Below are 13,239 nucleotides of genomic sequence, written 5' to 3'. Positions count from 1 at the left end.
CCTCTCCAACGCCTGAGTCGGCGTGAGCGTGCCCCAGGCCCCCGCATACGATGTGAGCGAAGTCTCCGCCCGCTCCCCGACTCGATAGGTACCTGCCTGATGAGCCTCGCCTCCACCGCCCACAACCTGGTCGTCCTCGCCTCGGAGGGGGCCGAACAGCACGGCGGCAACCACGACAGCCTGAACCCGTACCTGACCGGCGGCGGTGCCTTCGTCGTCCTGATGCTGATGCTCTGGGTCACCACGCGCCTGAACCGCGACCGCTAGACCGACCGGTCCGCCGGGCCAGTAGGCTCTGCGCTCATGGGAGAGCAGGAGATGCCTACCGGTCCGGTCAAGCGCCGGCTCGGCGTGATGGGCGGGACGTTCGACCCGATCCACCACGGACACCTGGTGGCCGCCAGCGAGGTGGCCGCCCTTTTCCACCTCGACGAGGTGGTGTTCGTGCCGACGGGTGAGCCGTGGCAGAAGTCGCAGTGGGCCGTCTCGCCCGCCGAGGACCGCTACCTGATGACGGTCATCGCCACGGCTTCGAACCCCCAGTTCTCGGTCAGCCGCATCGACATCGACCGCGGCGGGCCGACGTACACGATCGACACCCTGCGGGACCTCAAGGCGCTGAACGACGACGCCGACCTGTTCTTCATCACGGGTGCCGACGCGCTCGCACAGATCCTGACCTGGCGGAACGCCGACGAGCTCTTCTCGCTCGCCCATTTCATCGGCGTCACCAGGCCGGGCCACGTCCTCACCGACGACGGGCTGCCCGAGGGCGGCGTCTCCCTGGTCGAGGTGCCCGCGCTGGCGATCTCGTCCACGGACTGCCGTGCGAGGGTGGCCCAGGGGGATCCTGTCTGGTACTTGGTGCCGGACGGCGTCGTGCGCTACATCGACAAGCGTGAGCTGTACCGGGGAGCCTGAGCTTCCGGAGAGAGGGGCCCCGCGGTGAACGACCGACAGGATCCGTACGACCCGTATGCCGCCCAGGAGCAGCAGCTCATCGGCTACGACGCGTACGGGCGGCCGGTGTACGGCCAGGTGCCCGCGCAGCCCGCTCCGCCCGCGCCGCAGTACGAGCAGCAGCAGTACGGCTACGACTACCAGGGCTACGCCCAGCCGCAGCAGCCGCAGCAGCCGCAGCAGCAGTACTACGCGCCGCAGCCGGCCGCCCAGGAGTACGGGCAGCAGGACTACGCGCAGGCCCCCGGCTACGGCTACGACACGCGGCAGACCCAGCAGTGGATCCCGCAGCAGGCCGCCCCGCAGCAGGCCGCCCCCGAGCCGCCGGCCCCGGCCGAGCGCCGGACCGCCCAGGTCCCCGAGCCGCGCCGGCCCGACGGCGAGCCCGAGGCGGGCCGGGACTACCGCACCGAGATGTTCGCCTTCATCGACCAGCCGGACGAGGACTCCGAGGACGTCATCGACTGGCTCAAGTTCACCGAGAGCCGGACCGAGCGCCGCGAGGAGGCCCGCCGCCGCGGCCGCAACCGGGTGGTGGCGCTGATCGTCGTCCTCGCCGTGTTCGTCGTCGGCGGCCTCGGATACCTCTGGTACGCGGGCAAGCTGCCCTTCCTCGACGGCCCCGGCCAGGACAGGAGCGGCGCGACCGCCGCCGCCGGGGCGCAGAAGCGCGACATGATCGTCGTCCACCTGCACAACACCAAGAAGGGCGGCACCTCCTCGGCGCTGCTCGTCGACAACGTCACCACCAAGCAGGGCGCCACCGTCCTGCTCCCGAACGCCCTCGGCGTCACCAGCCAGGACGGTTCCGCGACGGCGCTCGGCAAGGCGGTCGAGGAGGGCGGCCTCGGCACCCGCGAGGCCCTCGACTCGGTGCTCGGCACCCAGATCGGCGGCACCTGGCGGCTCGACACCCCCTTCCTGGAGAACCTGGTCGAGCTGGTCGGCGGCATCGAGGTCGACACCGACACCGCGGTCCCCGCCGACGACGCGGCCAAGACCCCGGCCGTGGCCCAGGGCCAGAAGCAGAGCCTGAGCGGCCCCATGGCCGTCGCGTACGCCACGTACCGCGGCCAGGGCGAACCGGAGACCAAGCAGCTGGAGCGCGTGGGCAAGGTGCTCCAGGCGGTCCTGCGCAAGCTCCCGAGCGACCCGAAGGCGGCGGCCGTGACGGTCGAGAGCATCGGCCAGATCCTCGACCCGGCCCTGAACGCGCAGACCCTGGGTGCCCTGCTGGCCCGGCTCGGCGAACACGCCAAGGTGGGTGCGTACCGCACCGACCTCCTCGCCGTGAAGGCGGACGGCACCCTCACGGACGAGGCCAACAAGAAGGTCGTCAAGGAGGTGCTCGGCGGCTCCGCCGCCGCGGCGCAGCCCGGCGCCGCCCCGCGCGTCGGCCTCAAGGACGCCACCGGCGACGAGAAGACGCAGGTCGCGGCGAAGGCGGCGCTGTTGAACGGCGGCTACACCTTCGTGGACGGCGGCAAGGCCGACAAGACCGCGGCCGCCTCCCAGATCACGTACCAGGACGACGCGCAGCGGGACCGTGCGATCGAGGTCGCCAAGACGCTGGGGCTGCCCGAGACGGTCGTGAAGAAGGCCGAGAACGTGGTGAACGCGGAGGTCGTGGTGATCCTGGGCAAGGACTACAAGGCGTCCTGACCGGGCTCCGGCCCGGTCCCGGGGAGTGCTTTCGCCCGCGCGGGCCGTTCCGCGCGGGTGGTGTCGGCGGCACATGAGACCCTTGTAAGGATCTGCCCGCCAACCCGAAAGCATGGCCAGTGACCGCCACGGACCGCTCCATCGAGCTCATCACCGCCGCCGCCCAGGCCGCGGCCGACCGGCTCGCGCACGACATCATCGCGTACGACGTCAGCGACGTGCTGTCGATCACCGACGCCTTCCTGCTCGCCTCGGCGCCCAACGACCGCCAGGTCAAGTCGATCGTCGACGAGATCGAGGAGCGCCTGCTCAAGGAGCTCGGCGCCAAGCCGGTGCGCCGGGAGGGCGACCGCGACGCCCGCTGGATCCTGCTCGACTACGTCGACATCGTCGTCCACGTCCAGCACAGCGAGGAGCGGGTCTTCTACGCGCTGGAGCGCCTGTGGAAGGACTGCCCCGAGATCGAGCTGCCCGAGGACGCCAAGCTCACCATCGGCAAGGCCGAGGAGCACGCCAAGCTGCGCGAGGCGGCGGGCGACGACGATCTGGACGGTGATCTGTTCTGAGCGCGAGCACCTCGGGCAAGTCCGCACGCAAGATCGTCCTCTGGCGGCACGGCCAGACCGCGTGGAACCTGGAGCGGCGCTTCCAGGGCTCCACGGACATCGAGCTGACCGATGCGGGTGTGGCGCAGGCGCGCCGCTCCGCGCGGCTGCTCGCCTCGCTGAAGCCGGATGCCATCGTGGCCTCCGACCTGCAGCGCGCCTCCGCCACGGCGGCCGAACTGGCCTCCGTCACGGGGCTGCCCGTGCACCACGACGCGGCGCTGCGCGAGACGTACGCCGGCGAGTGGCAGGGCCTCACGCACGACGAGATCATCGGGAAGTACGGCGAGCAGTACGCGGCGTGGAAGCGCGGCGAACCGGTCCGCCGCGGCGGCGGTGAGCTGGAGACCGAGGTCGCCGACCGCGCCGCGCCGGTGGTCCTGGCGCACGCCGACCGGCTGCCGCAGGGCGGCACCCTCGTCGTGGTCAGCCACGGCGGCACCATCCGTACGACGATCGGGCGCCTGCTGGGCCTGAACGCGTACGACTGGGAGGGCCTGGGCGGGCTCTCCAACTGCTGCTGGTCCGTCCTCGGTGAGGGCGCGCGCGGCTGGCGCCTGTTGGAGCACAACGCCGGCACCCTGCCGGAACCGGTGCTCGGCGACGACGACTGAGCTGCTTCCCGCCGCTTCTTGCCGCTCCTCGCCGGGGCTGCCACCCGGATTTCACTTTCCGGCTGGTCACAAGCTAGAGTTCTTCTTGTTCGCAGCGCAGAACACCGGAGACGGGGGGAGCGCGGCGGAGAGCGGGGCTATAGCTCAGTTGGTAGAGCGCCTGCATGGCATGCAGGAGGTCAGGAGTTCAATTCTCCTTAGCTCCACAATCAGGATCCCGTCCCCAACAGGGGGCGGGATCTTTGTTTTTGTACCCTTTGCGTTTGCTGACCTGGCCCGCACCGGCATGGCAGAATCGGACCGCCGGAGGGGGGAGACGACGGCCCGACGCGGGAGGGAGTCGCTGACGGATGGGTGCACACCGGCGCCGGTGCGACTGGTGCAACAACGGCACGCCGATCGTGCGGGACATGGACCCGGTCAACCCCGACTACCAGTACTGGTGCGAGGAATGCGCGCGGGCGCTGATCATAAAGGGCGACCCGATCGAGACGTACCGCGAGCTGGAAGGGGAGCCGATCTACGGCCGGCTGCTCGACGAGCACTGCACGCTCAAGCGGTTCTATCAGTTCGCGAGAGCGTGACAAGTTGGAGCAAATCGGACATGGCCCATGGTCGGTGGAAACCGATTTTTGGACCAGGGCCATGACCGTGTAATGTTTGGGACGTCGCCAAGGGGAACCGGCAAGAGGAACCGAAGCGGCAGGCAGAACAAGGGGCTATAGCTCAGTTGGTAGAGCGCCTGCATGGCATGCAGGAGGTCAGGAGTTCAATTCTCCTTAGCTCCACAGTGAAGAAGCGGATCACCCGGATCGGGTGGTCCGCTTCTCGTTGTGCGGTCGTCCGAGCGGGCGCCACGGGTGCTGCGGTACCCTGACGCCATGCGTGCCGTACGCCTTCTGCTTACCGAGCCGCGCTGATCAGCGCCGACCTTCGAGAGGTCGGCATCGGCGCGGCGTCCCCTCCTGTGCGAGGGGCTTTTTCGTTTGGGCAGGCAGAGACGGCGAAGACGATCGATGGAGCTTCAGAAATCATGAGCGAGACGAACACCCCGGCCCCCGAGGCGGCCGAGGCGCACCGCTACACGGCTGCCATGGCCGCCGACATCGAGGCACGCTGGCAGGACGTTTGGGACGCGCAGGGCACGTACGAGGCCCCGAACCCGACCGGTGACCTGGCCGGGGATCCCTCGGTGGTCGCACGGCCCAAGAAGTTCATCATGGACATGTTCCCGTACCCGTCCGGTGCGGGGCTGCACGTCGGTCACCCGCTCGGGTACATCGCCACCGACGTCTTCGCCCGCCACCAGCGGATGACCGGCCACAACGTCCTGCACACCCTGGGCTTCGACGCCTTCGGCCTGCCGGCCGAGCAGTACGCCGTGCAGACCGGCACGCACCCGCGGGTGTCGACCGAGGCGAACATCGAGAACATGAAGGTCCAGCTGCGCCGGCTGGGCCTGGGCCACGACAAGCGCCGCTCCTTCGCGACGATCGACCCGGACTACTACAAGTGGACCCAGTGGATCTTCCTGCAGATCTACAACTCCTGGTACGACGCCGACGCGGGCAAGGCCCGGCCGATCACCGAGCTGGTCGCCGCCTTCGAGGCCGGCTCCCGTGAGGTGCCCGGAGGCCGTGCCTGGGCCGAGCTGACCGCGGGCGAGCGCGCCGACGTGCTGAACGGCTTCCGGCTGGCCTACGCCTCCGACGCGCCGGTGAACTGGTGCCCCGGGCTGGGCACCGTACTGGCCAACGAGGAGGTCACCGCGGACGGCCGGTCCGAGCGCGGCAACTTCCCGGTCTTCAAGTCGCGCCTGAGCCAGTGGAACATGCGGATCACCGCCTACGCCGACCGGCTGCTGGACGACCTGGACGCGCTGGACTGGCCCGAGGCCATCAAGCTGCAGCAGCGCAACTGGATCGGCCGCAGCGAGGGCGCGCGCGTCGACTTCGCGCTGGGCGACGAGGCGATCACCGTCTTCACCACCCGCCCGGACACCCTGTTCGGCGCCACCTACATGGTGCTGGCGCCCGAGCACCCGCTGGTCGAGAAGTTCACCCCGGCCGCCTGGCCCGAGGGCACCCACGCCGTCTGGACCGGCGGCTACGCCGCCCCGGCCGAGGCCGTCGCCGCGTACCGCAAGCAGGCCGCGGCCAAGTCGGACGTCGAGCGGCAGGCCGAGGCCAAGGACAAGACCGGTGTCTTCACCGGCGAGTACGCGGTCAACCCGGTCACCGGCCAGAAGGTCCCGGTCTTCATCGCCGACTACGTGCTGATGGGCTACGGCACCGGCGCGATCATGGCGGTCCCGGCGCACGACCCCCGCGACTTCGAGTTCGCGCGCGCCTTCGAGCTGCCCGTCCGCTGCGTCGTCGAGCCGACCGACGGGCGCGACATCGACCCGGCCGAGTGGGACGACGCCTTCGTCGCGTACGACGCCAAGCTGGTCAACTCGACGGGCGAGGGCATCTCCCTGGACGGCCTGGGCGTCGTCGAGGCGAAGGCCGCGATCACCGACTGGCTGGCCGAGCGCGGCATCGGCGAGGGGACCGTCAACTTCCGTCTGCGCGACTGGCTGTTCAGCCGGCAGCGCTACTGGGGCGAGCCCTTCCCGATCGTCTACGACGAGGACGGCGTCGCGCACCCGCTGCCCGAGTCGATGCTGCCGCTGGAGCTGCCGGAGGTCGAGGACTACTCGCCGCGCACCTTCGAGCCGGACGACGCGGCCTCCAAGCCGGAGACCCCGCTCTCGCGCAACGAGGAATGGGTCAACGTCCAGCTGGACCTGGGCGACGGCCGTGGTGTCCGCGCCTTCCGGCGCGAGACCAACACCATGCCGAACTGGGCCGGTTCCTGCTGGTACGAGCTGCGCTACCTGGACCCGAACAACGCGTCGGCCCTGGTGGACCCGGAGATCGAGCAGTACTGGATGGGCCCGCGCGAGGGCGCGCCGCACGGCGGTGTCGACCTGTACGTGGGCGGCGCCGAGCACGCCGTGCTGCACCTGCTGTACGCGCGCTTCTGGTCCAAGGTGCTGTTCGACCTGGGTCACGTCTCCTCGGCGGAGCCGTTCCACAAGCTGTTCAACCAGGGCATGATCCAGGCGTACGCGTACACCGACGCGCGCGGCGTCTACGTCCCGGCGGCCGAGGTCGAGGAGCGCGACGGCGGCTACTTCTACCAGGGCCAGCCGGTCAAGCGTGAGCACGGCAAGATGGGCAAGTCCCTGAAGAACGCCGTCACGCCCGACGAGATCTGCGAGGAGTACGGCGCCGACACCCTGCGCCTGTACGAGATGGCGATGGGCCCGCTGGACGTCTCGCGTCCGTGGGACACCCGTGCCGTCGTCGGCCAGTACCGCCTGCTGCAGCGCCTGTGGCGCAACATCGTCGACGAGGAGACCGGCCGGGTCACCGTCGTGGACGGGGAGCCGGCCGAGGACACCCTGCGCGCGCTGCACAAGGCGATCGACGGGGCCGGCGCGGACATGGCCGGGCTGCGCTTCAACACCGCCATCGCGAAGATCACCGAACTGAACAACGCCCTGACGAAGGCGGGCCGCCCGCTGGAGCGCTCGGTCGCCGAGCGGCTGGTGCTGCTGATCGCCCCGCTGGCCCCGCACATCGCCGAGGAGCTGTGGAGCCGCCTGGGCCACGCGGAATCGGTGGTCCACCAGGACTTCCCGGTCGCGGACCCGGCGTACGTCGTGGACGAGACCGTGACGTGCGTGGTGCAGGTCAAGGGCAAGGTCAAGGCGCGGCTGGAGGTGTCGCCCGCGATCTCGGAGGCGGAGCTGGAGCAGCTGGCCGTGACCGACGAGGGCGTCGTGGCGGCACTGGGCGGCGCGGAGATCCGCAAGGTGATCGTGCGTGCGCCGAAGCTGGTGAACATCGTCATCTGACCGCGGTCGGATGGGCCGCCCCCTCCATGGGGGAGATCCCGTACGGGCAGGTTGGGGGTTCGAAGGGAACCCCCAGCCTGCCCGTGGCGTTTACGGTTGAGGTGACGGCAGTAAGCCGGCGGGGACTGGGGAAGGGACACTTATGGAGGCCGCGTTGATCATCTTCGCGCTGATGGTGCTTTTCGCCTTCCTTGGCTTGGGCGCGTACGCGACCATCAAGGTGGTGCAGGCGACCAAGCGCGGAGTGGACCGGACGATCACCCAGGCGCGACGGACGGTGGAGGACACCACCCTGCGGGCCAAGAGCTTCGGCCAGGTCGGGGTCACAGGAGCGCTGGCGCAGCTGCGTCTGGACCTGCGGACGTCGATGCGGTCCACCCTGCAGGCGCTGCACGAGGGGGTCCGGCTCGACGCCTCGCTGCGGGAGTCGATCGCCCTGTTCGAGCGGCTGAGCGCGCACGGGCACGAGCTGGACGACGAGCTGAAGCGGCTGGAGCAGGATCCGGACCGCGCGCGGATCGCGGAGCGCATGCCCGACCTGCGGGAGCGGACCGCCAAGATCACACAGGCCGCGGACTCGCTGCGCTGGGCCGCGCGGGACCGTGCCAGCCGATTCGCGGAGGACGACCTGTCCGCCCTGTCGGCCCAGATCGAGATGGAATCCGGCGCGCTGCGGGACTGGTCGCGGGAGTCGGTGGACCACCTGGCGGCGGCGGCCGCGGAGTGGGACGCGGCCCAGCAGGCGCCGGCCCAGCAGCAGGCACAACAGCGTGAGCAGCCTCAGAAGGCGGCGCTGAACCGGCCCGCCCCGACGCCCGAATACCCCTGGCAGAAGACACGCCGACCGGAGAGCACGACCTGATCCGGAGTTCTCCGAGCCCCTCGCCGGCCGAACCCGGCCTCGCCGGCGGTTGAGGCGCTGGGGTCGGGGGACGGCGGCCCCCGGTTTCGGGGGGCAGCTCCCTGCGGTGGCCGGGGGAGAAGGGGCGGGGCGGGCGGCAAGCCCCGCAGGGCCCGCCGCAGTGCCGGCCGGCCCGCAGTGCCGGCCGGCCCGCAGTGCCGGCCGGCCCGCAGTGCCGGCCCGCAGTGCCGGCCGCAGGCCCCGGCGAGGGGCCCAGGCTGCCGTCACACCCCCACTGGCGGTAACCTCCGCCTCATGTCCCGCCATGTCGCCATCGTCACCGATTCCACGGCCTACCTGCCCCAACCGGCCATGGCGCGGCACGGAATCACCTCCGTCCCGCTGACCGTGGTCCTCGGCGGCGAGGCGCTCGAGGAGGGCACCGAGATCTCGGCGCGCAGCCTGGCCGCGGCCCTGCAGAAGCGCCGGTCGGTGACCACCTCGCGCCCCAGCCCGGAAGAGTTCGTCCGGGCCTACCGGGCGGCCGCGGACGCCGGGGCGACCGGCATCGTCAGCCTGCACCTTTCCGCCGAGCTGTCCGGCACGTACGACGCCGCGGCGCTCGCCGCGAAGACCGCACCCGTGCCGGTGCGCGTCGTGGACACCGGCATGATCGCGATGGCCCTGGGCTTCTGCGCGCTGGCCGCCGCCGAGGTGGCGGAGGCGGGCGGTTCCGTGGACGAGGCCGTGGCGGCCGCCGAGAAGCGGGCGGCGGACATGTCCGCGTACTTCTACGTCGACACCCTCGACTACCTGCGCCGTGGCGGCCGGATCGGGGCCGCGCAGGCCCTCCTCGGCTCGGCGCTGGCGGTGAAGCCCCTGCTGACGCTGGAGGGCGGGCGGATCGAGCCGCTGGAGAAGGTGCGTACGGCCTCCAAGGCCATCGCCCGGCTGGAGGAGCTGGCCGTCGAGCGGGCCGGGTCCGCGGCCGTCGACGTGGCCGTGCACCACCTGGCGGCACCGGAGCGGGCCGAGAAGCTCGCCCAGCGGCTCCGTGAGCGCATCCCCGGACTGGTCGAGCTGCACGTCAGCGAGGTCGGTGCGGTGATCGGCGCGCACACCGGGCCGGGGCTGCTGGCGGCGGTCGTCTCCCCTCGCTGATCACCGGAACGAGTGGCCCGGTTATCCACAACGGGCCGGCCATCCACCGGAATTGAAGGCTCCGAGCGGGGGTCGGGGCGGGCTCCTACCGTCGTGGCATGACTCTTCGAACGCGTACTTCGCATCCGTCGGGCGGCGCCACCACTGGTCCGGGCCGCTCCCGTCCTTCCGACGGCCGTCTCTCCGACAGTGGTTTCCCTGGCGGTCGCGTCCCGGGAGGTCGTCTCCGACACCGCCGTGGCCGCGGCGGGCGCCCGGGTCACCGGGTTCCCCATGCGGAGCCGGGCGCGGTGCGCCGGCGGGCCGAAGCCCTGCTCGGTGGCAGCGGTCCGCCGCAGGCACCGCCGCCGGCCGGGGCGGATCCCGGGCCCCTGCCCGACGAGGCGGCCGGGCCCGGGGCCGCCGGGCTCGAGGCTGCCGGGCTGTCTTCCGGGGCCGCGCGGAGGCTGGCCGTGCGGGAGCGGCTGCCGCTGTGGCTGCAGGCCCGGTGCGGGGTGGAGCCGCGCACGGTGGCCGCCGTCGCGGTGGTGCTGGCCGCCGCCGTCGGCTTCGCCGGGCACCAGTACTGGTCGGCCCGGCCGCAGCCGGTGACCGTCCCCGCGCTGGTCGCCCCGGGCGTGGTCCCGGCGGCGGCCACGGCACCGGCTGCCGCGCCGGCCGCGGGCGGGGGCGCCGGTGGCGGCGCGCGGATCGTCGTCGACGTCGGCGGCAAGGTGCGGGATCCCGGGGTGCGCCGGCTGCCCGCCGGTTCGCGGGTGGAGGACGCGCTGGCCGCCGCCGGGGGAGTGCGCCCGGGCACCGACACCACCGGATTGAACCGGGCCCGGGTCCTGGTGGACGGCGAGCAGGTGCTGGTGGGCGCCCCGGCGCAGCCTGTACCGGGCGGGGCCGCCGCCGGTCCGGGTGCGGGTCCGGGACCGGGACCGCTCAGTCTGGGGTCGGCCACGGTCGCTCAGCTGGACGGTCTGCCGGGGGTCGGGCCGGTCCTGGCCCAGCACATCGTCGACTTCCGCACCGCCTGCGGCGGCTTCCGGTCCGTGGAGGAGCTCCGCCAGGTCGACGGCATCGGAGAGCGGCGCTTCGCCGACCTGCGCACGCGGGTGCGGCCGTGAACCGATCCGAAGGGCCGTCGGGCCCGGTGGATCTGCGCCTGGCGGTGCCGGCCGCGGCCGCCTGGGCGGCGGCCGCCCTCGCCCTGGACGCGCCCGCCGGCCGGACCGCTCTCGGGGTGGGGCTGGGGGTGGTCTGCGCGGGTCTGCTGATCCTGGCCGGCTGCCGGCGCCCGGGCCCGCTGTGGAGGGTCGCCCCGGCCATGGCGGCGGCCCTGCTCTGTGCGGCGGCCGGGGCCGGCGTGGCGGGGCTCCAGCGGGCCGAGGCGCGGGCCGGGCCCGTCGCGGGGCTCGCGCGCGAGCATGCCCGCGTCCTCGCCGAGCTCACCGTCGGCTCCGATCCGAGGACAGCCCGCAGCGGGAGCGGGCCGCCGGTGGTGGTACTGACCGCGGTGGTGACCCGGGTGACCGGGCCCGACGGGACGAGCACCCGGGTCGAGACCCCGGTGCGTGTGCTGGCCGGGCATGCGGGATGGGCCCGGCTGCAGCCGTCGACCCGGGTGGCGGTGGTCGCCCGGCTCGCCCCGGCCCGGGACAGGGAGCGGGTCGTGGCGCTGCTTCGCCCGGCAGCCGACACCCCGCCCCGGGTGACCGCCGGTCCGGACACCGCGCAGCGGCTCGCGGGGCGGCTGCGGGCCGGGCTGCGCGAGGCCACCGAGGGGCTCGCGCCGGACGCCAGGGCCCTGCTGCCGGGGCTGGTCGTCGGGGACACGTCCAGGGTGCCGCCCGACCTGTACGAGGCCTTCCGGGCCACCGACCTGCTGCACCTGCTGGCCGTCTCCGGCTCCAACCTGACCGTGGTCCTCTTCCTGCTCATCGGGCCCCCGGCCCGCGCGCAGCGGGCCGAGCGGCGCGGGCTGGCGCCCCGGCTCGGGCTCTCGCTGCGGGTGACCGCCCTGTGCGGGGCGGCCCTGACGCTGGGGTTCGTGGTGGTGTGCCGGCCGGAGCCCAGCGTGCTGCGGGCCGCGGCCTGCGGGGCGGTCACCCTGCTGGCCATCGCCACCGGGCGGCGCAGGTCCCTGATCCCGGCCCTGGGCGCGGCCGTATTGCTGCTGGTGCTCTACGACCCGTGGCTGGCCCGCAGCCACGGCTTCCTGCTCTCCGTGCTGGCCACCGGGGCGCTGCTCACGCTCGCTCCCCGGTGGAGCGGGGCCCTGCGGCGGCGCGGGATGGGCCCCCGGCTCGCCGACGCGCTCGGGGCCGCCGGGGCCGCCCAGGCGGTGTGCGCGCCGGTGGTGGCCGCGCTCGCGGCCCGGGTCAGCCTGGTGGCGGTGCCGTGCAACCTGCTGGCCGAGCTCGCGGCGGGCCCGGCGACGGTCCTCGGCTTCGCCTCACTCGCCGCGGCACCGCTGTGGATGCCCGCCGCGCAGGCGCTCGCCTGGTGCGCGGGGGTGCCGACCGGGTGGATCGCGGCCGTGGCCCGGACCGGGGCGCGGGTGCCGGGGGCGGAGCTGGCCTGGCCGGGCGGGCTCACCGGCGGCCTGCTGCTGGCCGCGGCCACCGTGGCCGCCGTGGCCGTGGGGGGAAGGATCGGGCGCCGGCGGTGGCTCTGCTCCGCGCTGGCGGTGCTGCTGCTCCTCGCCGCGCTGCGGCCGCCGCAGCTCACCCGTACGCTCACCGGCTGGCCTCCGCCCGACTGGAGCTACGTCCAGTGCGCCGTGGGGCAGGGGGACGCCGCCGTCCTCGCGGTCGGCCCGGGAGAGGCCCTGGTGGTGGACGCCGGGCCGGAGCCCGGCCCGGTGGACCGCTGCCTTCGTGCGCTGGGCGTGCACCGGGTGCCGATGCTGCTCCTGACGCACTTTCACGCCGACCACGTCGGAGGGCTGTCCGGGGTGCTGCGGGGCCGGTCCGTGGGTGTGATTCAGGCCACTACGCTGGAAGAGCCGTCGGCGCAGGCCGAGTTCGTCCGCCGGACGGCCGCGGCCGCGGGTGTGCCCGTCGTGCGGGCGGCCCAGGGGGAGCGGCGCCGGGCCGGACCGCTGGAGTGGCAGGTGCTCTGGCCGCCGGCGGCCGGGCCACCGCCCGACGGGCCCAACGACGCGAGCGTCGCCCTGCTGGTACGCGGCGCGGGCCTGACCCTGCTCCTGCTCGGCGACCTCGAACCACCCGCGCAGCAGGCACTTCTGAGGGAGCATCCGCAGTTGGGTCCGGTGGACGTCCTGAAGGTCGCCCACCACGGCTCCGCGCACCAGGACGCCGACCTGACCGCCCGGGTCCGGCCGAGGCTCGCGATTGTTCCCGTCGGCATAAAAAACCGCTACGGGCACCCCGCGCCGGGTACGCTCGCACGCCTGCGGGCGGTGGGGGCGACGGTGCTGCGTACCGACACCGACGGCTCGATCGCCGTCAGCGGAACCGGCGTTCGGATGCGTGCGTTTCCGGC

General features: G+C 73.0%; 10 protein-coding genes, 2 tRNA genes and 1 pseudogene. All 13 read left to right on the top strand.

The window, feature by feature from the left end; genetic code table 11:
- Nucleotides 1-99 precede the first annotated feature (99 nt).
- Nucleotides 100-267, top strand: coding sequence for a hypothetical protein (locus tag OG332_RS15215; RefSeq protein WP_327413986.1), 168 nt, complete (start codon nt 100-102; stop codon nt 265-267).
- A gap of 36 nt (nt 268-303) precedes the next feature.
- A complete protein-coding gene (nadD, locus tag OG332_RS15210) occupies nt 304-921 on the top strand; it encodes a nicotinate-nucleotide adenylyltransferase (RefSeq protein WP_327413985.1) in 618 nt (205 codons plus the stop codon).
- 24 nt (nt 922-945) lie between these two features.
- Complete coding sequence (locus OG332_RS15205; RefSeq protein WP_327413984.1) at nt 946-2,622, top strand: LCP family protein; 1,677 nt, start codon at nt 946-948, stop codon at nt 2,620-2,622.
- A gap of 119 nt (nt 2,623-2,741) precedes the next feature.
- Nucleotides 2,742-3,188: a ribosome silencing factor gene (gene rsfS, locus OG332_RS15200; protein WP_327413983.1), complete on the top strand. Its 447-nt coding sequence runs from the start codon at nt 2,742-2,744 to the stop codon at nt 3,186-3,188.
- Nucleotides 3,185-3,841 (top strand): histidine phosphatase family protein, encoded by a 657-nt coding sequence (locus OG332_RS15195; protein WP_327419234.1) that lies wholly within the window; start codon nt 3,185-3,187, stop codon nt 3,839-3,841. Before rsfS ends, OG332_RS15195 begins: the two co-directional genes overlap by 4 nt.
- 133 nt (nt 3,842-3,974) lie before the next feature.
- A tRNA-Ala gene (locus OG332_RS15190) sits at nt 3,975-4,047 on the top strand.
- Between the two features lie 144 nt (nt 4,048-4,191).
- Complete coding sequence (locus tag OG332_RS15185; RefSeq protein WP_008738908.1) at nt 4,192-4,425, top strand: hypothetical protein; 234 nt, start codon at nt 4,192-4,194, stop codon at nt 4,423-4,425.
- A gap of 131 nt (nt 4,426-4,556) precedes the next feature.
- A tRNA-Ala gene (locus OG332_RS15180) sits at nt 4,557-4,629 on the top strand.
- Between the two features lie 245 nt (nt 4,630-4,874).
- Nucleotides 4,875-7,745 (top strand): leucine--tRNA ligase, encoded by a 2,871-nt coding sequence (gene leuS / locus OG332_RS15175; protein WP_327413982.1) that lies wholly within the window; start codon nt 4,875-4,877, stop codon nt 7,743-7,745.
- 142 nt (nt 7,746-7,887) lie between these two features.
- On the top strand, nt 7,888-8,607 hold the full coding sequence (locus OG332_RS15170) for a hypothetical protein (protein ID WP_327413981.1): 720 nt from the start codon (nt 7,888-7,890) through the stop codon (nt 8,605-8,607).
- A gap of 294 nt (nt 8,608-8,901) precedes the next feature.
- The gene (locus OG332_RS15165; protein WP_327413980.1) at nt 8,902-9,747 is read left to right on the top strand and encodes a DegV family protein; all 846 of its coding nucleotides are present in this window, start codon (nt 8,902-8,904) and stop codon (nt 9,745-9,747) included.
- A 290-nt stretch (nt 9,748-10,037) separates the two neighbouring features.
- Nucleotides 10,038-10,859, top strand: coding sequence for a helix-hairpin-helix domain-containing protein (locus tag OG332_RS15160; protein ID WP_442816154.1), 822 nt, complete (start codon nt 10,038-10,040; stop codon nt 10,857-10,859).
- Nucleotides 10,860-11,059: 200 nt separating this feature from the next.
- Nucleotides 11,060-13,231, top strand: a pseudogene (locus OG332_RS15155) (ComEC/Rec2 family competence protein); the annotation flags it as partial.
- Between the last annotated feature and the right edge of the window lie 8 nt (nt 13,232-13,239).

Source organism: Streptomyces sp. NBC_01233 (assembly GCF_035989305.1).
In the GTDB taxonomy this organism is placed as follows: Bacteria; Actinomycetota; Actinomycetes; order Streptomycetales; family Streptomycetaceae; genus Streptomyces.
This window is presented reverse-complemented; position numbering and strand designations above follow the sequence as displayed.